Genomic DNA, 22,806 nt, shown 5'->3' with positions numbered 1-22,806 from the left:
GTTACCACCTCATCGTCGTCGCCTTCGTCACGTCCACGTCTGAGAAGTTGCGGTACAGGACCAGGACGATACCGATCCCGATGGCCACCTCCGCGGCGGCGAGTGCCATCGTGAACAGGCTGAACACCTGACCGGTGAGGTTTCCGTGTTGTAGCGAGAACGCGACGAGGTTGATGTTCGCAGCGTTCAACATCAGCTCGACGGACATCAGGAAGATGAGCGCGTTCCGTCGCGTGAGGATGCCGAACAGGCCGATACAGAATATGGCCGCCGACAGGAGGAGATACGTCTCGGCCGGAATCACGAGTCGTCACCTCCCGGGCCACCGTCAGCGGCAACGGGCACGTCTTCGTCTTCTTTGGTTTCGACACCGAGCGTGACCGACTCGCCGGCGACCTCGCGGCGAGCGAGCATGACGGCCCCGACGAGTGCGGCCACCAGCACGATGTCGATGACCTCGAAGGCGACGAGGAACCCTTCACCGGGAACGGCCGTCTCACCCTCGCCCATAATCGCGCTCGGGGCGATATCGAACAGCGCCGCGCCGAGGCTCTTGGTTATCGCCGCTCCCTCGCCGAAGCCCGCTGGTGCGGGAAACGAGACGCCCATGAACACTGCACCGAGAACGACGAACAGGGCGATTGCGGCCAGTCCAGCGACGAAACTCCCCTCCGTCTGTAGTTCGGGTTTTGTGGTCATGGTGTCACCTCGATCACCGACTCGTCCTCGCGGGTCAGCATCACCGCGAAGGTGATGAGGACGAGGACGCCGCCGACATACACCAGGATCTGCATCGTTGCGACGAACGCCGCCTGGTTCATTACGTAGAACACTGCGACGCTGACGAGTGACACGCCCAGTAACAGCGCCGAGTGCCAGACGTCCCGGACTAACACGACGCCCGCAGCGCTGCCCACCGTTACCATAGCGAACAGCGCGAACGCAATTGACTCTGCCAGTGCCATCTTACTTGGAGACTCTTTGCGGCGTCCCTTTGAAGATTCCTCTTTCGTCTCGCCAGTAGAGCCACTGTTTGCCGGTATGGCCCCCATATTTCGGGGCACTTCCGTCCTGCTGGCGAACACCTATCAATTAACTGGTGGGTTGCAGCGGTGGAGCCCGTAGCTCTACCCAGGGAGTGATACTGGAAGGTCGGCCTCGCTGAGCGGACGGTCGTTTCGGCGAGTCACGTACGGATGACAGTTCAGCAACGACGCTTGACCCGACAGAGAACCGCTGAAAGCCGTCGTAAAAGGAGTTACTGGTAGTCCACTTCGCCGTCGCCTTCGCCGATCCACGCGCCCCGGTCCGGTTCGCGTGACTCGAGTGGGTCGATATCCTTGTACCACGGCACGTTCTTGAGCTGTTCCTTGTCGTAGGCGAACTCGTCTTTCGTGTCCGCGGTGAACTCGAAGTTCTGGGTCAGGAGAATGGCGTCGGTCGGGCAGACTTCCTCACACAGCCGGCAGTAGATACACTGGCCGATGTGGAGGTTGTACTGCTCGCCGTTGCGCTGCTCGTCCATCACGATCTGGATCGTGTTGTTCGGGCAGACGTTCTCACACTGTCGACACCAGATACACCGCTCCTGGCTCCACTTGTGGACGCCGCGGAAGCGGGGGCTCACCTCGGGGGCGACGTCCGGGTACTCCACCGTGAACGTCTCCCCGTCGAGGGCGTGTTTCATCGTCGTCGCCATGGATTTCAGGATTCCGATCATGACAGGTCACCTCCGGTCGCTCGTGGGTCGGTTCGCGTGGCCGTCATCAGACGGTCACCCCGACGATAACCGCGGTCAGCAATAGGTTCGCCAGCGAGAGCACCAGCATTCCCTTCCAGCCGATTTCGATAAGCTGATCGATCCGGACGCGGGGCACCGCCGAACGGGCCCACTGCGTGAACAGGAAGACGCCCCAGATCTTGATGAGGAACCAGACGATGCCGGGCAGGACCGGACCGGCCGGCCCACCGAGGAAGATCGTGGCGATGATCGCCCCGCCGAGGAAGATGTGGATGAACTCCCCGAGGTAGATCAGGACGAAGTACACCGAGGAGTACTCGGTCTGATACCCGGCGACAATTTCGGTCGGCGCTTCGGGGATGTCGAACGGGTTCCGGCCGACTTCCGCGAGGTTCGCGATCATGAACAGCACGAACGCGAAGGGGTTCACGAACGCGTACCACGACGGCAGCGGGCCGATAAGGGACTGCTGCTGGGCCGCGACGATCTCGCTCATCTGGAGCGAACCGGCGAAGATGACCACCGACGCGCCCGTCAGGATGAGCGGGATCTCGTAGGCGAGGTTCTGCGCGACGGCGCGCAGCCCGCCAAGGAACGAGTACTTGTTGTTCGATGCGTAGCCGGCCATCACGAGACCGATCGACGTGGTCGAGGCCACGGCGAACACGTACGCCAGCCCGACCTCGGGGTCGGCGAGGTGAATGCCGTTCCCCATCGGAATCACGGCAAAGCCGAGCAGCGCGGTACTGGCGATAATCAGCGGCGCGAGGTCCCACGCCGGTCGGTCGACGCCTTCGGGAACAATGAGTTCCTTCGATAGCAGGCGAACGGCGTCAGCCACGATAATGAACAGCCCGTACGGGCCAATACGGTCGACGGCGATGCGGTCGGTGAACGCGGCCGTAATCTTTCGCTTCGCCCACGGACCGGCAAGCGCCGTGTTCGTCATCATGAGCGTCCCGATGAGTCCAGCTCCGACGAGGCTCAGCACGATCATCACGGCCGTGCTGTTGGGGTCGAGGTCCAGCAGGTTCGCGAGCGTTTCCGGTAACGGCGCCGACTGCATTACCGGTCCACCTCCCCGAGTACGATGTCGAGGCTCCCGAGCGAGGCGATCATGTCAGGGATGTACTCGCCCTGGGACATCTCCGGCAGCGTCTGCAGGTTCGAGAAGCACGGACTGCGGATCTTGAACCGGGCCGGCTTGTCCGTGCCGTCCGAGCGGATGTAGATGCCGAGTTCGCCCTTCGCACCCTCGACGGAGCGGTAAATCTCCTTGTCGGGGTCGGGTCGGAGCGTCCGCGGGACGTTGGCCTGAATCTCGCGGTCGTCTTCCGGCCACTGCTCCAGCAGGTCGACACACTGCTCGATGATGCGGGCGGACTCCTCGACCTCGCGAAGGCGGACGAGAACGCGGCTGAAGTTGTCGCCGCCCTGCTCGGTGACGACGTTCCAGTCGAGTTCGTCGTAGTAGCCGTACGGGTCGTCGCGCCGGATGTCGTAGTCGACTCCCGACCCGCGTGCCACGGGACCGGTCGCGCCGTACTGTTTGACTTGCTCCGGCGAGAGGACGCCGGTGTCGACACACCGCATCTGGAAGATCTCGTTGCCGGTGACGAGGTCGTGGATTTCTTCGAGCTTGTGCGGGAGATCGTCGAGGAAGTCGCGGATCTTCTCGAAGTACTCGTCGCGAGGCTCGGGTAGGTCCCAGGCGACCCCGCCCAGCCGGAGATAGTTGAACATCAGCCGCTGGCCGGTCAGGTCTTCCAGCAGGTTCTGGACGATTTCGCGGTCGCGGATACCGTACTGGAAGACGGCGGTGAAGTCGCCGAACACGTCCAGCGCGAACGTCGCCAGCGCAAGCTCGTGCGAGGCGATCCGGCACATCTCCGCCGCCATCGTCCGGATGACCTGCGCGTACTCGGGGACCTCGATATCCGCGAGGTCCTCGGCCGCGCGCGCGTACGCCCATTCGTTGAGGATACCAGCGGAAATGTAGTCCCACCGGTCGGGGTACGGCATGATCTGGTGGCGGTAGGTGCCCTGCTGGCACATCTGCTCCTCACAGCGGTGCAGGTAGCCGATGTCGGGTTCGAGGTCGGCGATCTGCTCGCCGTCGAGCACCGTTTCGACGTGGAGCACGCCGTGGGTCGCCGGGTGGTGCGGGCCGATGTTGACGAACATCGTGTCCGGATCGTCCTCGCTGCGTTTGTCGTCTTTCAGTGGGTTCGCGTGCTCGCGCAGTGAGACGATCTGTGGCTGGTCCTGATTGTAGTCCTGGCTCAGGGGGTGGCCCTGCCAGGTCTCTGGCAGGAGGATGCGACGCAGGTCCGGGTGGTCGTTGTAGTCGATCCCGACCAGGTCATACGCCTCCCGCTCGTGCCAGTCCGCGGTGTCGTAGACGCGAGCGGCCGACTCGTTGTGCGGGTCGTCTTTCGGCGACGGGACGACAATCGACAGCTCCTGTGTCGGGTCGTTGTACTTCCGCAGGTGGTAGATGGATTCGTACCGGTCGTCGTACTCCTGTGCCGTGACACAGGCGCAGTGGTCGAACCCGGCCTCCTCTTTCAGCGTCGAGAGGACTTCCTGGACCTCGTCGGGACGGATGACGAACCCCTCGGCGTTGACGTGCTCCTCGCGGTCGAGGACGTGGCCCCCGAGCAGGTCCGCGAGCGCGTCGTAATCGAGCCCGTCCTCCGTAACGCCGACGTCGAGCGCCGTATCGCGTGATGGTTTTTCTAAACTCATGGCAGGTTATGGAGAGTCGTTCCAGTTGTACCGCATGACGAGGTCTTCCTCGTCGATCTCGCTGGCGAGTTTGTCCACGAGCTCGTCCTGTTCGAGATCGCCGAACTGCTCCAGTTCGTATGGCTTGACCGTTACCGGCGAGGACTCGCCCTCGGCGATGCGCTCTTGCAGCTTGGCGACGCCGTAGATGAGTGCCTCGGGGCGGGGCGGACAGCCCGGGACGTGGATGTCGACCGGGATGACCTCCTCCGCGCCCTTGATCACGTTGTACCCTTCCTGGAACGGGCCGCCGGAGATGGTACACGACCCCATCGAAACGACGAACTTCGGCTCGGGCATCTGGTCGTAGACGCGCTTCATCCGCGGCGCGAACTTCGAGACGATGGTCCCCGGGACGATGATGACGTCCGCCTGGCGCGGGGACGCGCGTGGCACCCCTGACCCGAAGCGGTCGAGGTCGTGTTTGATCGCGTAGGTGTGGATCATCTCGATGCTACAGCAGGCGATCCCGAACTGCAGCATGAACATCGAGGAGCCCCGGACCCAGTTCATGAACTTGTCGAACTTGGTCAGGATGAACGGCGTCGACCCGAACGCCTCACGTAGCGTCGAGTTGAAGCGGTCGTCGGCCCCGTCGCCCATGCGGGCCTCCTGTGTCGATACGTCTTCGACGGCCGGTGGTGTCTGGTCACTACTCATATGTGTCTGCCCCCTTCGTGGCGCGCGGACTGCGCACCCACTGAACTGCACCGTTACGCCAGGCCCAACCGAGTCCGATGGCGAGAATCGTAATGAATACGACCATCGGTAGCAGTGCCGTGGTCATCCCGAGCTCAGCGGCAGCGTCGCTGTAGATGACCGTCCACGGGAAGATGAAGACGGTCTCGATGTCGAAGACGACGAACAGCAGCGCGACCATGTAGTACTGGATATTAAACTTGATCTGTCGACTGCTGCCAGTCGGCACTTCACCGGACTCGTAGGTGGTGCGTTTGCCTTGTTCCGGCACGCTGGGCCGCAATAGGCTCGAAACTGCCATCATCGTCAGTGGGATGGCTAGCGCCACGACCGCGAGCGCGCCGATGGCGATCCATGGATTACTCATTCCGGTATCTCCTATCGTCTGCCGGTTAGAAGTACTCGCATATAAGGGTTCATTGTTCGGTTTTTCGGCCCTGTGGGTCTTTAAGAGCCGACGCGCTCTCGGATGGCAAGTGACCTGTAACTGCCGCACCTCCCAGGGTGTGACGCCCCTCAGTTATCACTCGTCCCAGTACTCGCGCTTGAACCCGGGTGTCCCGAGTTCGTGGAGGTCGCGCGACGCCTCGCCGACGTTGGTCTGGAGGCCTTCGTGATACGAGACGAGACGGTCACGGAGTTCGTCGTGCTGCCGTGCGAGAATCTGTACCGCGGAGAGCGCGGCGTTGAACGACTTGCCAGCGTCGACCGCGGTCAGCGGCGCGCCCTGTGGCATCCCGATGACCGAGTCGACGGATTTCTCCTGCACTGGGACGCCAATAACCGGCAGCGGGTAGGCGATGCTGGCGGTCATGTTCGGCAGGTCCGCGGATTTGCCGCCAGCGCCGGCGATAATGACGTCGATGCCGCGGTCAGCGGCCGTCTCTGCGTACGCGTACATCAGGTCCGGCGTCCGATGGGCCGAGCAGACGAACGTCTCGAAGGTGAAGCGGCTCTCGGGCGCGTCGGTGTAGTCCGTCTGTTCCTCGAAGCCGAGTTCGTCGGCAAGCGCCGCGTAGGCCCCGGGCCGCTTGCCCTGCCCGCCGGCCATCGTCGGCAGGTCCGAGTCCGACCCCATGACGATGCCGACATCGGGCGTCAGATCGTTCGGCCGGTCCATCTCGGCTTCTTCGCGTAACTGGTCGATGAGCGACTGGACGCTGTCTGCGGGCATACGACCGACTGGAACGGGGACGGGCGTAAGTGTAGGCGATTTCCGGTCAGTCGGCTAGGGCCGCTTCCAGTTCGGCAAGCAGCGTCTGTGGGTCCGCAGGGAAGCACCTGAGTGGGTCGGTACGACCGGTGACCTGTATCCTGAGCGCGTACCGCTTGCGGTAGGTGAGCGCGAGGCTGGCGGCACCGGCGACAGCGAAGGCCCCGCCGAGGAGGACCGACCGGTCAAGTGACAGCAGACCGAACCCGACCAGCGCGGCGCTCATCACCGCGAGAAACCAGTCGACGTCCTGAAGACTTACCTCGACGATGTCGTCGAGGTCGACGACCACCGGATTGTCGCCACGGTCGACCACCAGGCGATCAGCACCGAGAATGACAGTCCCGCCGGTTCGGAGCGTGCCGGCGTACCGCTCGGTGTCGACAAGCGATGCGGCGTCTGCGGTCGTGCCGTCGCCGTCGTCGTCCACGGTCAGTCGTCGCTCACTGCAGCCGGGCGGTCGCCGCCGCGGCCGCGGATGCGGTCCAGTGACGAGACGTATTCGCTGTCGTCCTCCGTGAGCGCGGCCCAGGCTGCGAGGCCGCGCTCCTCGCGGGTCCCCGGCACGGTGTTGTCGAGGACGAAGGCGACGATACCGCCGACGACCATCCCGGTGCCACCCATGACGAACAGCGTCGTCGCGACCACATCGGTCCCGAGCACACTCCCGAGGACCGGAACGGCTGCCAAGCCCTGCTGGAGAGCTGTCGCACTGCCGACGTCCATTCCCTGCCCGACCTGGCTCATATACTCGGGCACCGCCAGGCCGGCAAAGAGCGCGAAGCCGACGATGAACACGTTCCGGTTGGCATCGAGGTCGACGTATTTGAGCTGTGAGAGGCCAACGGCAGCGATCTGTCCGAACATGACGATGTAGAGGCCGCCGATGATCGGCGACGGGATGGTCGCGAACAGCTGGCCCGCTGGACCGAAGTAGCCGACCAGAATCATTACCGCGGCGCCGATCTGCACGACATAGCGGGACGCGACGCCAGTAATAGCGATTGCCCCAACGTTCTCAGTGTACGACGTACAGCCGTTGCCGGTGCCCATGATGCCGGCAAACACGTTGCCGACCCCCTCCATGCCGATACCATCGTTGATTCGGGTCCTGTTCGGCGCGCCGCGGCCAGCAATGCGGGCAACGGAGTGGTAATCGCCGAAGCTCTCGACGACGGAAGCGAGCATCCCGGCGAACATCCCGACGATGAACCCCGGCGTGAACTGCGGGAGCCCCCACTGGAACGGGTAGATGGGCTGGACCAGCGGTGCGTTCGTGACCGAACCGAGCGAGACATAGCTGACCGAGCCTGCGGCGAAGACGCCGGTGACCGAGAGGATAGCCGCGACGGTCCATGCAAACAGAATACCCAGAAGTACGGGAAAGAGCTTGAACGCGCGGTGGCGTCGATCGAGATACTGCGAACACGCGATAATCGAGAGCATTGTGAGCCCGAGCAGCCACCAGTTTTGCCCGGTCCCGGGGTTGCCGAAGTTCGGGTTCGCTATCTGTGGGACGTTGAACAGCGACAGTCCGATGAGCGCGATGACCGGCGCGATGACGACCGGCCCGACGTACCGCTTCAGCTTCCCCATGAGGCCGCTGTAGCCGATCACCACTTCGACGATGCCGGCGACGATGACAGCTCCCTGTAGTTCGACGAGCATTGTCTGCCAGTCCGCCCCCTGCTGGGCCAGCACGCCGATGATGGCCAGCCCGGGCGCGAGCATGGAGAACGTCCCGCCTTGGACGATCGGGTATCTGTTCCCGAGCGTCGTCTGGGCGAGCGTCGCGATGCCGGAGACGACGAAGAACGTCCCGATGAGACGGCCAACTTGGTCCGGCGCGGCCTCGAACATCCCCATCGCGCCCGCGAGTCCGAGCGGGATCGCCACGGACGCGCCGATCATCGTCAGGTAGTGCTGGACGCCGAGCAGTATCGCCTGCTTTCGCGGTGGCTTGTCGTCGATGCCGTACTCGACGAAGCCGGCGGTTTCCGGTTCCTCCGGTGTGGTCGGATTTTGTCCGTCGTCCGGCGGTGTCGCGTCAGTCATGCTCGCTACCCATGGCACTGCAACTCCCGATACATATTCTTTGCTCGTTGGCCCAGCGGCGACGTGGTTCAGCCGCCCGCCTCGAAAGGAAAACGCTCTTGGCCCGCTCCGACACAGTCTTCGACATGAGCAACGGGGACGACGAGGCCGACGCGTCGGACGACGCCGAGGCAGCAGACGAGATCGACGTGACCGCCGAAGAACTGGAATCGCGTCTTACAGAGGCCAGCGAGGACCTCGACGCCGCAGAGACGGAGGCAGACCTCGACGACGTCGAGTCGTCCCTCGACGACATCGAGAACGACCTCGAAGCCGCCGACTTGCCTGAACCCGACGAAGACGACGACGCTGAAGACCCCCGCGAGGAACTGGAGTCACAGCTCTCGGACCTCCGGGACGACCTCGATGCACAGCGTGGCCCCTACGCCGAGGACGTGGTCACTATCGTTTCCGACGCGGAAGACACCGTCACCGACAGCGAGTGGACCGACGACGGCGAGGGCGAGGCCCAGGAGGCCGTCGAGACGTTCCTCGACGAAAGCGCCGAGTTCGTCGACCACGACGCCGACACGGGCGGCGATTTCGTCGCTGCCGGGGATGCGCTGACCACAGTCGTCGACGCTATCGAAGCGGCAAACCTCGACCCTGACGAGGACACGGAAACTATCGAAGGGCTCCTCGAAGCGGCGGAAACGTTGGAAACAGGGCTGGACGAAGCCGAAGTCTGGGACGACCTCACGGTACAGGAGCAACTCGACGCCCGCGGCTTCTATGATATCCTGACCAACGAGAACCGGAAGGACTTCCCGCCGGAGTGGAACGCCGCGAAGCTCCACGCCGAGGAGGGGGACTTCGAACAGGTTCTGTTCGCATACGACAAACTCGGGTCGGAGTTCTTCGACGGATACATCGTCGACCTCCTGTACAACCTCGGCAGCGACGCCGAGCCGGCCTTCGACGCGATGCACCAGCGCGCCCAGAAGCGCGACAAAGGGCCAATCGAGGTACTGGGGAAGATCGGCGACGAGCGCGCGACCGAGACGCTGCACGACTACATCGACGGCGACGGCGACCCCGCGCTCCAGAAAGTCACGCTGCGCGCGCTGGGCGCTATCGGCAGCGCGGAGTCGGTCCAGCCGGTCGCCAACCGACTCGACGCCGACAGCGAAGAAATCCGCTCGGTCGCCGCCCGCACTCTGGGCCTGCTCGGTGACACCCGCGCTATCGAGCCGCTCGGCGACATACTCGAGTCCGACGACAGCGACTCCGTGCGCGCCTCCGCCGCGTGGGCGCTCCGACAGATCGGGACCGAAACGGCGCTCGAGGAAGCCGCCCGCTACACGGACGACCGCGCGTACATCGTCCAGGCCGAAGCCGAGAAGGCGTCAAGCGCCTGAGTCAGGGAATCTTTTTATACGAACGGGCGGCCAGACGCCCCGATGCGGTCGCTCGCCCCACTCGTCTGTTGCGTGCTCGTCCTCGCCGCGATAGGTCCCCATATCGCAGTTGGACAGGCGTCTCAAGCCGGCACAACAGCCAGCCGTCCTGCGGAGCCGTCGATTCACGCGGTGTACCCGGACCCTGTCGCTGGCGGCGACGCGGGGGAGTTCGTCGTCCTTGACATCCCCGACGGGACCGACATCGGACAGTACGCCATTACCGACGGTGACGGGACTGCGGGTATTCCGAACACCAGCGCACGCGGGCGCGTCGTCCTCTCGACGGCACCGAACCGGACACGCGGGCTCACCGACCGGCCGGTCGTCGGCCTCGACGGACATCTCGCGCTGGCAAACGGGGGCGAGCGGGTTCGCCTTCAGCGTGCCAATCAGACTGTCGATGCCGTTCGGTACACCGAGGCTGTCGAGGGGGAACTCGGCGAGGTAAACGGATCAGTCATCCGCTGGCGACCGCTGGGCGCGACGGACCGACCGGTCGTCAGGGCCGCCGGCGGCGAGGTACAAGCGTTCACGCTTCCGGACTCGCCCGCCGCGCCGATGCAACCGATTCGCAACGCTACCGAACGGGTGTACCTGGCCGGCTACACGCTCTCCTCGGCCAGGGTCGCCGACGCCCTCATCGCCGCCCAGCGCCGTGGCGCGACGGTCCGCGTCCTTCTCGAAGGTGAACCGGTCGGGAGCCGCACCGCCGCGGAAGCCCGCACCCTCGACCGGCTGACCGACGCCGGCGTCCCGGTTCGGGTAGTGACTGGCCCGCGCACCAGATACCGCTACCACCACGCGAAGTACGCCGTCGCCGACGGGCGGGCCGTCGTGCTGACGGAGAACTGGAAACCCGCGGGAACCGGCGGAAACAGCAGCCGGGGCTGGGGCGTCATCACGGCACAACGACGGGTCGTCGACGGGCTGAATCAGACGTTCCGATCTGACGCCGGCTGGCAGGACAGCGAGCGGTGGGGGGAGTACCGTCAGGGGCGACAGTTCGAGCAGGGCGAGCCGGCGACGGGCTCGTACCCGAGCGAGTTCCGGACGGAGTCGGTGGCCGTCCAGCGGACGGACCTCTTGGTTACCCCGGACAATGCCCAGGGCAAACTCGTCGCGACGATAGACGACGCGGACGACTCCATCGACGTCATCCAGCCCACGGTCGGAGATTGGGAGAGCCCACTTCTGCGGGCGCTCCGCCGGGCCGCGTCGCGCGGCGTCGAAGTCCGCCTCCTGCTGAGTGACGCGTGGTACGTTCGCGAGGAGAACACGCAGACAGCACAGCGGTTTCGGGAGTGGGCCGACCGCAACGACGCATCGCTGACGGCGAAAGTGGCGGACCCCGCCGGTCGCTACGAGAAGATCCACGCGAAGGGCGCCGTCATCGACAACAAGCAGGTCGTCGTCGGCAGCCTCAACTGGAACGAGGCGGCAGCGACGTCGAATCGCGAGGTCGTACTCGTGTTGCACGGCCGCGACGCGGCCGACTACTTCGGTGCCGTCTTCGACGCTGACTGGGGGGCCGGCGGGTTCGACACGCCGATTGGGGCACTCGTGGCCTTGCTCGGACTCATCGTGGTCGCCGGGCTCGCCGCTCGTCGGGTTTCGTTCGAGGCGTAAAAAACGGGTATCGTGTGTCGAGCGGCGTTACACTTCTTCCGGCAGCGCCGTCGAGCTTCCGAGCTCCTCGTCGATTTCGGCTTCGGCCATCTTCTCGACGAGGGCGTCGATGACCGACTCGCGCCGGCCCTTGACGAACTTGATGGAGCCGACGACGAGGTGGCCGCCGCCGGAGACGCCGCCGCCGTCGACCTCCTCGGTCAGTTCGGTAACCATCCGCGGGATGTCAAGCCGGACGCGTCCGAGCGCAGGACGGCGAAGTCCGGGCCGTAGCCGATGGTGATGACGGGGTCGCCCGTCTCGGCGACCTTCCGGTCGTGGATTTCGCCGGTCGTCTTGCCCGGCGCGGGGTAGGTAAAGCGGTGGGCATGGTTCTCCACGTCGATCGTATAGAGGTGCGCGCCGTTGTCGAGGCGCTCGTGCTCGACGTGGCTCATCGCGGCGTCGAGCTGGTCCTCGACGTCGCGCTCGGCCCGGTCGGCGAGGAAGTCGACGACTTCCCCGTGGCGGTCTCGGTCGTCGCAGTCGACGTTCAGCACGTCGGTGATGAGCTGTTCGCCGGAGTTGTAGCGCAGCCAGTGGGTCGCGTAGTCCAGCGCCTCGCCGATGTCGCGCAGGTCGGCCTCGTCGTAGTCCTTCTCGCCGGCGAGGTCGATGTAGTCGCGCATCGCCTCGGCCTCGGAGCGGTCCGACAGGCCCGCGACAGCGGGGACGTGTCGGAGGTCCTCGGTGAGGTCGGGGTCGATCATCCGGGCGAGTTCGACACACAGCATCCCCGTCGTGATGCGGTAGTCCTCGTCGTGGAGGTACGGATTGACGTGCTGTTCGATGAGCGGCTCGACGGCTTCCGGGTCCGGGTGGTGGTGGTCGACGACGACCACCGGGATGTCGTAGTGCCGGAGGTTACGGTAGGCCGGTGTGTCCTCCTCGGTGGAGCCGTTGTCGAGCATCAGCAGCATCGGTAGCTTCTGGCCGTGGCGGGTACGGTCCTCCAGCGCGAAGTTGAGGTCCCGGGTCACGTCCTCCATCTCGTAGTAGGGGCCTTGCTCGGCAGGCGCTTGAGGAGGTGCTGGGGCGCGCTGGCGTCCTCGTACTGGGAGGCGATGAACGATTCCAGCGCGACCTGCAGCGGCACGCTCGCACAGAGCCCGTCGCCGTCGGCGTGGTGTCGCATGCGAATCGGGCGGCCCGAAAGCACCGTCTTGCGGAGTTCGGTCGCGACTTCGCGGAGGTCGTCCCACAGCTTCTCGAAGGCGGACCACTCGACCAGCGGCTCGACGTCGGCCGGCTCTGCGGCCTCGGCCAGCGCGGCGTCGAGGTCGCTCTCGATGTCGTCGGCTTCCTCACCGTCGAGGACGGTCAGCGATTCAGCCTCGACCTGCAAGCCGTCGTCGCGCTCCTCGGCGCGCCCGGAGACGCGGACGATGTCGTCGATTTGGACGTCGGGGTGCGCCCGGACGCCGGCCTCCTCGAAGGCGGCACAGGGGACGATACCGGTTTCGTCCCGGACCTGGAACACAGTGGGGCCGCCGGTCTGTTTGATCTGGACGACCTGGCCCTCGATGATGACCGTCTCACCGGTGGCGTCGACGAGGGCGGAGACAGTGGTCGCGTTGCCGTGGGCGACGTGCTGTTCCTCGTAATCGGCGACTCGCACTTCCTCGAAGCTCAGGTCGCCGTCGGGACGGATCTCGCCGAGTTCGACGATGAGGTCCTCGCCCACGTCGTACTGGCCCAGAAGATTAGAGTCGTGGACGAGACCGGAGACAGCGTCGGAGAGATCGACGAACACGCCGTATTCGACGGTGCCGTTGACAGTTGCGTGGTACAGTGCGCCTTCTTCGAGATCGTCGGACGTACATTGGTCCGCGAGATCGTAGACGATGGTCCCGCCGTCGGGGACCGTAGCACCGTCACCGGTGCCAGTTGGCGAAGACATTTGTCAATCCTTCGGTGCTCCCCCGTTTGTACTCTTCGGAATCCGCGGAGGGACGAACACAACGCGTAAAAAGCGTCCGGCCCGACCCCGTGGTATGGGGTTGTTCCGAACGAGCGGGATACTCGGGATTGCGGAGTCCGCACTCGAGTTCGCGCTCGCAGCCTCTGAGGAGGCCCATCCCAACGAGTATATGGGCTTTCTCAGGGGCGATGACGCCAGCAAGCTCGGGCTCGACGACGACGGGACCGTTCTGACCGATGTTCTGGTCATTCCGGGGACGGAGTCGAACCCGGTCAGTGCGACTGTCAAGACGAGCATGGTTCCGAACGACATGCGAGCAGCGGGGTCGATTCACTCGCACCCGAACGGCGTCCTCAAGCCCAGTGACGCCGACCTCGCGACGTTCGGCCGCGGCGACGTTCACATCATCGTCGGCTACCCGTACGGTCGCGACGACTGGAAGGCCTTCGACAGCGACGGCTCGGTCGTCGACCTTCCGGTGCTCGACGTGGAGCCGCCGGAGGAGTCCTTTTTCGATTTCGATCAGGCCGACATCGACGCGGAGCTACGTGAGGAGGAGTTCGATCAGTGACCCGCGTCGTCGCACAGGGAACGTTCGACATTCTGCATCCGGGCCACGTCCACTATCTACAGGACGCCGCCGACATGGGCGACGAACTGCACGTCATCGTCGCCCGCTCGGTCAACGTCACCCACAAGGAGCCGCCGGTCGTCCCGGACGAGCAGCGCCGGGAGATGGTCGGCGCGCTCAAACCGGTCGACAAAGCGCACCTCGGCCATCCCGAGGACATCTTCGTTCCCATCGAGCGCATCGAACCGGACATCATCGCGCTGGGCTACGACCAGCACCACGACGACGAGCAACTCGAAGCGGCGCTGTCCGCCCGGGGCCTCGACTGTGATATCTGCCGGGCCAGCCCGCTGGAAGCCGAGGCGGCTGACCGGCTCCTGTCGACAGGCCGGATCATCGACCGGATTGTCGACGAGCGTAGCTGACTCGGTTCCGTAGTCTGCCCACTCTTATCAGCATATTAGCAAAATTATTTTACACCCCTGTATCGCTAATGCAATCACCAGTTGGGACGATACAATGGGGATGGTCACAGTCAACGACGTCGATTCACGGTCGTACCGCGCTGTAGAGATACTGCTGCTCTTGCCGACCCTTCTGTTCGGGTTTCTCGGGCTCGGGTTGATTATTGTCGGGATAGGGGGCGAGAATGTAGGTAACGGGCCAGTTGGACTGGCCAGCATCTTCGGGACGTTCGGCATCTGGTACCTCGGTGGCATTGTCGTGACACTAATATCGTGGCTCGTAACACCGGTTGTCCTCTATTTCGATACAAAGACGCTACAGGATGCGGACGTGGACTGGGACCCGAATCCAGTCCTGTATGCGGTCGCCGGCTTCTTCCTCGGCTACCTGATGAAACTTCACCACCTGTACAAACGCCATCAGTATGTCGTCGACTGGGTCGACCGGGACTGGTGGTGGACGGTTGTCGCTATCGGGGCCGTGCTGCCGCCCGTTTGCCTCGCTCTCGGGGGCGTACTTGTTTCGAGCGGAAGCGTCGGTATCGGACTTGTTTCGATTGGCGTCGGTATCCTCACCGCGGTACCGTTCTCCGTCGCCATCTACCGCGATGCGACCTACGTTCGCCTTCAGTCCGGGACGTGGCAGCCTAATCCGGGGAACTACGTCAATCTCGGTGTCTTTTTCCTGATTCCCGGGCCGATAGTGTACCCTATAATCGGCTGCTACTACCTGTTTCGTCGCCACCGGGCTATCGGGACACTGTAATCGGTGACGCAGCCGTCCCTGTTCCGGGCCGAGATACGAACGTGGTGCTCACAGTTCTTGGAGGCGTGATGTGAGTGATCCCGGTTCCAGTCTAACCCCAGGATTCATCGCACAACAGTGACAGCCGCCTCCGAGACGACGCGTCGTCCGGAACGGCTACGGCCAGATTACCGGTACCCGAATCAGCGACAGGGTCCCAGACTGGCTCGGGCGGGTAGGACTCCCGAACGCTGGTCGGGGCAAAACCGTTCGCAAAACGACGGTTCGCGCGTCAGATCAGGTCGGCCTCGGCGAGGCGGTCGACGGCTTCCTGCAGGCGCTCCTTGCTGTTTGCGTAGGAGATGCGAGCGTAGCCGGGCGTCCCGAACGCGGTCCCGGGGACGGTGGCGACCTGTGCCTCCGAGATGGCCTGGTCGCACCACTCGGTGTCGTCTCCGTCGGGTGCGATTTCGGGCATCATGTAGAACGCGCCCTGTGGCTCGGGGACGTGGACGCCGTGGTCCTCGAACAGGCCCATGAGGAACTCGCGGCGCTCGGCGAAGGCCTGGCGCATCTCCTCAACGGCGTCGTCGGTATTCGTGATGGCCTCAACGCCGGCGTGCTGGACGAAGTTGACGGCACACGAGACGGAGTGGGAGTGGACCTTCCCGGCCTGGGAGACCAGTTCTTCCGGGGCCGCGAAGTAGCCCAGCCGCCAGCCGGTCATCGAGTAGGCCTTCGAGAAGCCGTTGAGCGTTATTGTTCGGTCCTCCATGCCCTCAAGGGTGCCGAGCGAGACGGCTTCGACGCCATCGTAGGTAATCTCTTTGTAAATCTCGTCGGAGATGACCGTGATGTCGTGCTCGACGGCGAGGTCACGAACGCCCTCCAGCGCATCGCGGGAGTACACCGCACCGTGGGGGTTGCCCGGCGAGTTGACGACCAGCAGTTCCGTCTCGTCGGAGACGGCGTCGGCGAGGTCGTCCAGCGCGCCTTCAAGCTGGAAGTCGTGGGCGGCAGTGTCGACACGGGTCAGCGTCCCGCCGGCGAGTTTCGCCATCGCCTCGTAGGACACCCAGGCCGGGTCCAGCAGGGCGACCTCGTCGCCGTCGTCGATGATTGTCTGGAAGATTTCGTACAGTGCCTGCTTGCCGCCGGGCGTGACGATGAGATTCTCCGGGTCGTACTGGGTGAGGCCGTCCTCGTGAAGCTTGTCGGCGATAGCTTCCTTCAGTTCGGGGATGCCGTTGGAGGACGTGTAGCCGGTGTGGCCGGCGTCAAGTGCGTCCTTGGCGGCGTCTTTGATGTTCTCTGGCGTGTCGAAGTCGGGTTCGCCGACGCTCAGGTCGACGACGTCTTTCCCCTCGGCTTCCAGCTCTGCGGCCTTGTTGCTGATTGCGAGGGTCGCGCTCGGTTCTACACGTTCGACGCGGGATGCAAAGTCCATAGTCATTGTTCGAGTTCAGTGGCGAGTTCGATTGCGCTCCGGACGGCCGAGGCTCCCTTGTCGGTTCGGGCCTCGGCTTCGTCCTGGCTCATGCCCGGGCCGATGATGCCCAGCGTGACGGGGGTGTCGCGGTCGAGGGACACGTCGGTCAGCCCCTGTGCGGCGGCGTTGCCGATGACCTGGTCGTGGTCAGTGTCGCCGCTGATAATCGCGCCGAGCACGGCCACGGCGTCGATATCCGACCGCCGCGCCAGCCGGTCGGCGGCCAGCGGCGTATCGTAGGACCCCGGGACGTCAATCGACGCGACAATCTCGGCGTCATTGTCGGCAGCGGCCTCGTAAGCCCCGTGCTCCATCTCCTCGATAACGGCCCCGTGTTTATCATACTGGGCGACAACCAGCCCGAGCTGCACCATACCTGACACCCGGGCAGGGGCGACTAAAGAACTACCGTTCCATGCCTCCGTAGTTCCAGACTGCTGTGCCGGCATCTGAGGTGGCCCGCTAGGTTAAAAACATGTTATAGAAACCAGAAGGATTCTAATGCCCCATGTGCTTGAGCCAGATATGGCTGAGTCGTCCCTGCTGTCTGCCCTCCACGATTTCCGGGACCGGAGCCGGTCCTGGTTCGCGGACGACCCCCGCGCCGCCGTGAAGCTCGTCGTCGCCGTGACGCTTCTCGGACTCGTCCTCAGAGTCGCGGCGCTCGGGAGCCGCGTCGCCCACTTCGACGAGGGTCGCGTGGCCTACTGGGCGCTGCATCTCCGCGATTCCGGCTCGTTCGCGTATCGCTACATCATCCACGGCCCGTTCATTCAACACGTCAATAGCTGGATGTTCACCGTCGCCGCGCCGACCGATTTCACGATGCGGCTCCCGGTCGCGATTGTCGGCGGCCTGCTCCCGCTGACAGCGCTGCTCTTTCGCGAGCACCTCCGGTCAGACGAGACTGTCCTCATGGCCGCGTTTCTCGCGCTCAATCCGGTCCTGCTGTACTTCTCGCGGTTCATGCGCAGCGACGTGCTGGTCGCGGCGTTCATGTTCGCCGCCTTCGGCCTGCTCGTCCGGTTCGTCGACACCCGCAAGGCGCGCTATCTCTACGGCGTCGCGGCGTTCATGGCGCTCGGCTTCGCTTCGAAGGAGAACGCCATCGTCTACGTGCTGACGTGGCTCGGCGCGACCGGCCTCCTGTTGGCGAAGGTACTGGTCCTCCCCAACGGCTATCGCGACGCGGTCGGCTTCCTCCGTGGCGTCCCGAGCGTCGGCGCAATCTGGCGTCGGATATCGGGCCGCGTTCGGGCCGACATCGCGCTCGTCGTCAACACTGTCCGCTCGTTCCGCGACCGCCACGACAGCGCCGGCTCCGTCCTCGCGGCGTACGCGAGTCACATCATCCTCGCCGCGCTGGTGTTTGGCTTCGTCTCGCTGTTCTTCTACGCGCCCCGCGGGGCCGGCGTCGCGGGCATCGAATACCCGCCAGCGCCGGCCGCCAGTGGCGACGTGAACTTCTGGTCCGGCGTGACGAACCCGTCGCTGTTCCCGGAGCTCGTTCAGGTGACCTGGGAGCGCGTCGTCGACCAGTACAGCGAGTGGTTCTCGCCGGCCTCGGAGAAAGCCACGACCACTGAAACAGGCCTGGTCGACTCTATCGAAACGTTCTACGAGAGCGTCGACGGCCACTACGAGGTACTGTTGAAAGCGCTGGGCTACACCGCGGCACCGCTGCTTCTGTTCTCGGTGTTCGGGTACGCGCTCGACCGGCTCGGAACCGTCGAGCCGCGCCACCTCGTCCCGTTCGCGGCCTACGGCGGCTACGTCTCGATTCTGGGCTACCCCATCGGGACCGACATCGGCGCGCCGTGGCTCGCCGTCCACGTCGTGGTCCCGCTGTCGATTCCGGCCGCCGTCGGACTCGCTGCTGTGATCCGGTGGGGGAACGAATCGCTGTCGACCGACGACGTGACCGGCGCTGCCATCGCCGCTGCCATCGTCCTGCTCGTTACGGCCCTCGTCGTCAACACCACTGCCACGCGGGTGTACACCAACGAGCACCTGGAGGGGAATCCGTTGGTCCAGTACGCCCAGCCACAGGAGTCGCTCCGCGACGATCTGGCGGAGATGGACCGCATCGCGACGAGCAACGGAAACGGCACCGATGTGGTGATGTACCACGGGGAGCGCGGCGACGCCTACGACGGCGACGACGCGTACGTCAAAGAAGACCGCGGTCAGTGGAACGACTCGTGGTGGAACACCAGACCGACCTGCTTGCAATGGCACAATTCACTGCCGCTGCCGTGGTACTACGCGGCCGAGGACGTGAACGTCTCGTGTGAGAACCGACCAGACACGCTCGCCGAACAGACGCAAGAAGACCAGCCACCGATAGTCATTACCCAGCAGATCGACAGCACGGTCCCCGCCGAACGGCTCGAAGCCGCCGGCTACGAACCCCGAACCCACCGAATGCGAACGAAGTACGGCTCGAACGACATGACGGTGTGGGTCCACGAGTCCTACGGGCGAGAACCGAACGGTTAACACTGCTGCTGTGAAAGCGCGCGGTATGACGCTCACGTCACCAGGGCCGACCGTCGGCGTGGTCGGCGGTGGCCAACTCGGCCGGATGCTAGGCGAGGCGGCCGCGCCGCTCGGCCTCGAACTGCTCGTGACCGACCCGACGCCGGACTGTCCGGCAACACCGGTCGTCCGCGACCAGATCGTCGGCGACTTCGACGACGAGGCGACCTTGCGGGAACTCGCCGAGCGCGCCGACTACCTCACGTTCGAGATCGAACTGGCCGACCCCGATGTTTTGGAACGGGTCGCCGAGGAGACGGGAACGCCGATCCACCCCGCTCCCGAGACGCTCCGGACGATTCAGGACAAACTCGTCCAGAAGCGCCGGCTGTCGAACGCTGGCGTTCCGGTCCCCGAGTTTCGCGCCGTCGACACCGCCGCCGACCTCCGTGAGGCCTGCGAGGAACTGGGCTACCCCGCGATGCTCAAGGCCCGGACCGGCGGCTACGACGGCCGCGGGAACATCCGCGTCGAAGGCCCGGAAGACGTCGAGGACGCTGTCGACGACATCGCCGGCCCCGCGATGGTGGAGGAGATGGTCGACTTCGAGCGCGAACTCGCGGTCATGGGCTGTCGCGGTGCGGACGAACGCGATACGTTCCCGGTGACCGAGACCATCCACCGCGAGGAGATCCTTCGGGAGTCCGTCGCGCCAGCGCGAGCATCGAAAGCCGTCCGCGAGCACGCCCGAGACGTCGCGCACGACGTGCTCGACGTGATGGACGGCCGCGGCGTGTTCGGCATCGAACTGTTCGAGACGACCGACGGCGAGATTCTGCTCAACGAGATCGCGCCGCGACCGCACAACTCCGGCCACTGGACTATCGAAGGGTGTCACACCTCGCAGTTCGAGCAACACCTGCGGGCCGTCACCGGCCAGCCGCTGGGATCGACCGACGAGCGGTTCCCCACCGTCTCGACGAACATCCTCGGGGACGTATCGGAGCGCCAGCCGGCAGCATTGCGGGGCGAAGACGGGATACTGGAGACGCCACGGGCGCACCTGCACTGGTACGGCAAGCGCGAGGTGTACGACCTCCGGAAGATGGGGCACGTAACGCTGACGGCTGACGACCGCGACGGCCTGCTCGCCGACGCGCGCGGCCTCCGCGACGGACTGACTTTCGAGTGACCGCGACGGACTGACACCGGGGTTCTCCACAGTCCGGAACCGAGTGGTCTTTGACTATGCGGTCCTGAGTCACGGTATGGAGCGACGGGATTTTCTCCGTGCGGCCGGCCCGGCGGCGGTCGCAGGGCTCGCCGGCTGCCTCGGCGGTGGGAGCGCTGACACCGACTACGACGTGGGGATGTCCGCGAAGGCGTTTCGCCCGGTTCGCATCGCCGTCGAACCGGGGACGACCGTGCGGTGGCTCAACACGAGCAAACAGGGCCACTCGGTCACGGCCTACGAGGACGACATCCCCGACGACGCCGACTACTTCGCCTCCGGCGGCTTCGACACCGAACAGGCGGCCCGCGACAACTGGGGGAGTTCCTCCGGCGGGACGATGTACGAGGGTGACGATTTCACCCACACCTTCGAGGTGCTCGGCGAACATCCCTACTTCTGTATTCCACACGAGCGAGCCGGGATGGTCGGGACCGTCGTCGTGACCGAAAACCCCGAAACGGCGACGAGCGGCGAGTAGCGACACTGTCGCTTTTGCCGAGTCTTTTTCCTGTCTGCGCTGAGTGGGTCTTCTACGCGCTGTTTTGCGGTATCGGTCGCTAACTCGTGTCCGTCGTGTGAAACATACGTTGGAGAGTAGACTCACGCCTGCCGCGTCGCTAGGGCTCGTTCTCTCACTCCGGCCGAAAAATCGAACGTCGGTGCTGGAACGCGTTAGGCTTCGACGTCGACGTCTTCCTCGTCCACGTCGACGGCCGTCTCCTCTTCGGCGGCGACTTCTTCGGGCCGCGCTTCGAGCGTGGTCTTCTTGATCTCGACGCGTCGGAGCGGGTAGATGTCCTTGGCCTCGCCGTAGATAGCCGAGGAGAGACGCCCTTCGACGACGCTGTCGATCAGCTGTTCGAAAGTGCGGTCTTCGGCCGTCTCGCGGACGAGGTCGATCATCGTCCGGCGAATGGCCTTCTCCTGAGAGGCGTCGGCCTTCTTCGTCGTCACGGCGACTGGCTGAATCTGGACGCGGTAGTCGTCCGTGGTCAGCACGGTGATGTAGGCCTCGACCTTCGAGGAGCCGCGGCGGACGAGCGAGCGGAGGTAGTCCCGCGTGAGTTCGTGGCGGATGAACTCCGTGTACGCTGAGTCCGAGGCAACCTCGTTGATCTTGAAGGTCAGCTTCGTGTTGTTCTCGCTGGCGTCGTTGGTCAGTTCGCCGAGCGTTGTTTCGATGGTGCGTCCGAGCACCTTGTCCGGTTCGTCTGCCGGTGTCTTACCGAGAACCTCCCGGTCGAACTGCTCGGGAGCCTGCACGGTGTACCACCGTTTCTGTTCTGCGCGCTTTGAAACGCTTCGTTCACTCATGATTGGATTGTGTGTGTTGGTCTGCGAGCTGTGCTGCAACCCGGATGTTGACGACGTAGTCGTCGACGGTCGCCTGCAGGCCGCTGGTCGAGTCGCGCTCGACGGTGGTGACCACCGCGTCGCCCTCGACGCGCGTGGTCATCTCGTCGGTGTTGTCGGGCCGCACCGCGCGTGCGACGCGTTCGGGCGAGTCGTGTGTCGTACGAATCTCGGCCCGTCTCATACTGCCTCCCGGAACGCTTCGATGAAATCGGCCGTTGAAACGTCGAACCGAGCGCGTGCCCGGTCGCCGGTCCCGACGGCATCGCCGCCGACCGTCTCGGCAGCAGCGTGCATCGTTTCGGCGACGTCCCGGCCGTCCGTGGCGCGGGCCGCGGCCTCCGTGTCGGTGACGACGAGCGTCACTGGCTCCGGAGCGCGGAAGTCCGCGAACAGTCTGGCGACGGTGCCGGTCGGCATCGCGTCGCCGCGGGCGACGAACAGACCGTCGTACCGCCCTGTGGTCGCCTCGGAAACTGCTTCGTGGGCGCGCGTGGCGTGCGAGCGCCAGGCGGCCAGGGCGTCCTCGCGGACGGCCTCGTGGCCGAGTGCGAGCGCGACGGCAGTGCCGGGCTCTTCCCGAGCGACGGCGTCGAGCACGTCGGCGTAGCCGCCGACCGTCTCGAAGGGGCCGCCCACCGTTGGTCGGAGCGCGCGCTGGACCGCATTGGCGGCCCGAGGCGGCGCGTCCGCAGTGACGGCCAGGGCGACCAGCGACGCGAGGCGTCGGTGGTCGTCGGCCGAAAAGTCCGCAGACTGAATCCGGTCCGCGTCGAGGCCCAGGTCGGCGAGCGTGGCCCGCGCCGTGTCGGTATCGCCCGAGAAGGGCGCGACAAACAGCGTCGAGTGGGCCAGCCCGTCCGCGAGGTCCGTGCCCGGCACTGCGACGCCGGGTTGGCGGTCGAGCCCTGCCTCGCTCGGCGGCTTCGGCGACTGTCCCGTCAACGTCCCC

At 64.9% G+C, this 22,806-nt stretch carries 23 protein-coding genes and 2 pseudogenes; 8 read left to right on the top strand and 17 right to left on the bottom strand.

Features of this window, described 5'->3' with window-relative positions; all coding sequences use genetic code 11:
• Position 1: 1 nt before the first annotated feature.
• The 11 genes from nuoK to GJ630_RS12575 form a co-directional block, all read right to left on the bottom strand.
• Positions 2-304 carry an NADH-quinone oxidoreductase subunit NuoK gene (gene nuoK, locus GJ630_RS12625; protein WP_014040788.1) on the bottom strand — a complete coding sequence of 101 codons (303 nt, stop codon included), beginning with the start codon at positions 302-304 and terminating at the stop codon, positions 2-4.
• Positions 301-699: an NADH-quinone oxidoreductase subunit J gene (locus tag GJ630_RS12620; protein ID WP_014040787.1), complete on the bottom strand. Its 399-nt coding sequence runs from the start codon at positions 697-699 to the stop codon at positions 301-303. Before GJ630_RS12620 ends, nuoK begins: the two co-directional genes overlap by 4 nt.
• Complete coding sequence (locus tag GJ630_RS12615) at positions 696-965, bottom strand: NADH-quinone oxidoreductase subunit J (RefSeq protein WP_004591678.1); 270 nt, start codon at positions 963-965, stop codon at positions 696-698. The genes GJ630_RS12620 and GJ630_RS12615 overlap by 4 nt, the downstream gene beginning before the upstream one ends.
• A 293-nt stretch (positions 966-1,258) precedes the next feature.
• Positions 1,259-1,720: an NADH-quinone oxidoreductase subunit I gene (locus tag GJ630_RS12610; RefSeq protein WP_004518194.1), complete on the bottom strand. Its 462-nt coding sequence runs from the start codon at positions 1,718-1,720 to the stop codon at positions 1,259-1,261.
• A gap of 46 nt (positions 1,721-1,766) precedes the next feature.
• The gene (locus GJ630_RS12605) at positions 1,767-2,807 is read right to left on the bottom strand and encodes a complex I subunit 1 family protein (RefSeq protein ID WP_014040786.1); all 1,041 of its coding nucleotides are present in this window, start codon (positions 2,805-2,807) and stop codon (positions 1,767-1,769) included.
• The gene (locus GJ630_RS12600; RefSeq protein WP_014040785.1) at positions 2,807-4,489 is read right to left on the bottom strand and encodes an NADH-quinone oxidoreductase subunit D; all 1,683 of its coding nucleotides are present in this window, start codon (positions 4,487-4,489) and stop codon (positions 2,807-2,809) included. Before GJ630_RS12600 ends, GJ630_RS12605 begins: the two co-directional genes overlap by 1 nt.
• A gap of 6 nt (positions 4,490-4,495) precedes the next feature.
• Positions 4,496-5,188 carry an NADH-quinone oxidoreductase subunit B gene (locus tag GJ630_RS12595; RefSeq protein ID WP_004957101.1) on the bottom strand — a complete coding sequence of 231 codons (693 nt, stop codon included), beginning with the start codon at positions 5,186-5,188 and terminating at the stop codon, positions 4,496-4,498.
• The gene (locus GJ630_RS12590) at positions 5,181-5,594 is read right to left on the bottom strand and encodes an NADH-quinone oxidoreductase subunit A (protein ID WP_004957100.1); all 414 of its coding nucleotides are present in this window, start codon (positions 5,592-5,594) and stop codon (positions 5,181-5,183) included. Before GJ630_RS12590 ends, GJ630_RS12595 begins: the two co-directional genes overlap by 8 nt.
• 156 nt (positions 5,595-5,750) lie before the next feature.
• A complete protein-coding gene (locus tag GJ630_RS12585; RefSeq protein WP_014040784.1) occupies positions 5,751-6,401 on the bottom strand; it encodes an AIR carboxylase family protein in 651 nt (216 codons plus the stop codon).
• Between the two features lie 46 nt (positions 6,402-6,447).
• Positions 6,448-6,870, bottom strand: a complete 423-nt coding sequence (locus tag GJ630_RS12580; protein WP_014040783.1) for a hypothetical protein — start codon at positions 6,868-6,870, stop codon at positions 6,448-6,450.
• Positions 6,871-6,872: 2 nt separating this feature from the next.
• Positions 6,873-8,495, bottom strand: coding sequence for a uracil-xanthine permease family protein (locus GJ630_RS12575; protein ID WP_191449988.1), 1,623 nt, complete (start codon positions 8,493-8,495; stop codon positions 6,873-6,875).
• 125 nt (positions 8,496-8,620) lie between these two features.
• On the opposite strand from GJ630_RS12575, the gene GJ630_RS12570 reads away from it, so the two are divergent.
• Positions 8,621-9,892 carry a HEAT repeat domain-containing protein gene (locus GJ630_RS12570; RefSeq protein WP_064287608.1) on the top strand — a complete coding sequence of 424 codons (1,272 nt, stop codon included), beginning with the start codon at positions 8,621-8,623 and terminating at the stop codon, positions 9,890-9,892.
• Between the two features lie 42 nt (positions 9,893-9,934).
• Entirely contained in the window at positions 9,935-11,560 is a 1,626-nt protein-coding gene (locus GJ630_RS12565) for a phosphatidylserine/phosphatidylglycerophosphate/cardiolipin synthase family protein (RefSeq protein ID WP_151145761.1), read from the top strand.
• Between the two features lie 27 nt (positions 11,561-11,587).
• Here GJ630_RS12565 and GJ630_RS12560 read toward each other — a convergent pair.
• A pseudogene (locus tag GJ630_RS12560) lies at positions 11,588-13,499 on the bottom strand (DHH family phosphoesterase).
• 94 nt (positions 13,500-13,593) lie between these two features.
• Here GJ630_RS12560 and GJ630_RS12555 point away from each other — a divergent pair.
• From GJ630_RS12555 to GJ630_RS12545, 3 genes are all read left to right on the top strand, one after another.
• Positions 13,594-14,091, top strand: a complete 498-nt coding sequence (locus GJ630_RS12555) for a Mov34/MPN/PAD-1 family protein (protein WP_014040778.1) — start codon at positions 13,594-13,596, stop codon at positions 14,089-14,091.
• Positions 14,088-14,516 carry an adenylyltransferase/cytidyltransferase family protein gene (locus GJ630_RS12550; RefSeq protein ID WP_064287605.1) on the top strand — a complete coding sequence of 143 codons (429 nt, stop codon included), beginning with the start codon at positions 14,088-14,090 and terminating at the stop codon, positions 14,514-14,516. Before GJ630_RS12555 ends, GJ630_RS12550 begins: the two co-directional genes overlap by 4 nt.
• A gap of 94 nt (positions 14,517-14,610) precedes the next feature.
• Complete coding sequence (locus GJ630_RS12545; protein ID WP_252718804.1) at positions 14,611-15,321, top strand: hypothetical protein; 711 nt, start codon at positions 14,611-14,613, stop codon at positions 15,319-15,321.
• Positions 15,322-15,592: 271 nt separating this feature from the next.
• On the opposite strand, the gene GJ630_RS12540 is transcribed toward GJ630_RS12545, so the two are convergent.
• The gene (locus GJ630_RS12540; RefSeq protein ID WP_064287604.1) at positions 15,593-16,753 is read right to left on the bottom strand and encodes a pyridoxal phosphate-dependent aminotransferase; all 1,161 of its coding nucleotides are present in this window, start codon (positions 16,751-16,753) and stop codon (positions 15,593-15,595) included.
• On the bottom strand, positions 16,750-17,163 hold the full coding sequence (ribH, locus tag GJ630_RS12535; protein WP_191449987.1) for a 6,7-dimethyl-8-ribityllumazine synthase: 414 nt from the start codon (positions 17,161-17,163) through the stop codon (positions 16,750-16,752). The genes GJ630_RS12540 and ribH overlap by 4 nt, the downstream gene beginning before the upstream one ends.
• 151 nt (positions 17,164-17,314) lie before the next feature.
• Between ribH and GJ630_RS12530 the strand changes: the two genes are divergently transcribed.
• The 3 genes from GJ630_RS12530 to GJ630_RS20615 all read left to right on the top strand — a co-directional run bounded on the left by GJ630_RS12530 (position 17,315) and on the right by GJ630_RS20615 (position 20,979).
• Positions 17,315-19,288, top strand: coding sequence for a flippase activity-associated protein Agl23 (locus GJ630_RS12530; protein ID WP_191449986.1), 1,974 nt, complete (start codon positions 17,315-17,317; stop codon positions 19,286-19,288).
• A gap of 25 nt (positions 19,289-19,313) precedes the next feature.
• A complete protein-coding gene (locus GJ630_RS12525) occupies positions 19,314-20,459 on the top strand; it encodes a 5-(carboxyamino)imidazole ribonucleotide synthase (RefSeq protein WP_191449985.1) in 1,146 nt (381 codons plus the stop codon).
• Positions 20,460-20,691: 232 nt separating this feature from the next.
• Positions 20,692-20,979, top strand: coding sequence for a plastocyanin/azurin family copper-binding protein (locus GJ630_RS20615; protein ID WP_369804294.1), 288 nt, complete (start codon positions 20,692-20,694; stop codon positions 20,977-20,979).
• Positions 20,980-21,173: 194 nt separating this feature from the next.
• On the opposite strand, the gene GJ630_RS12515 is transcribed toward GJ630_RS20615, so the two are convergent.
• The 3 genes and pseudogenes from GJ630_RS12515 to GJ630_RS12505 all read right to left on the bottom strand — a co-directional run.
• On the bottom strand, positions 21,174-21,815 hold the full coding sequence (locus GJ630_RS12515; RefSeq protein ID WP_050007149.1) for a 30S ribosomal protein S3ae: 642 nt from the start codon (positions 21,813-21,815) through the stop codon (positions 21,174-21,176).
• Positions 21,808-22,038, bottom strand: coding sequence for a KEOPS complex subunit Pcc1 (locus GJ630_RS12510; RefSeq protein WP_050007148.1), 231 nt, complete (start codon positions 22,036-22,038; stop codon positions 21,808-21,810). The genes GJ630_RS12515 and GJ630_RS12510 overlap by 8 nt, the downstream gene beginning before the upstream one ends.
• Positions 22,035-22,806: pseudogene (locus tag GJ630_RS12505) on the bottom strand (hypothetical protein); the annotation flags it as partial. The gene GJ630_RS12510 and the pseudogene GJ630_RS12505, both read right to left, overlap by 4 nt.

It is taken from the genome of Haloarcula sp. CBA1122, from assembly GCF_009741785.1.
GTDB lineage: Archaea > Halobacteriota > Halobacteria > Halobacteriales > Haloarculaceae > Haloarcula > Haloarcula hispanica.
This window is presented reverse-complemented; position numbering and strand designations above follow the sequence as displayed.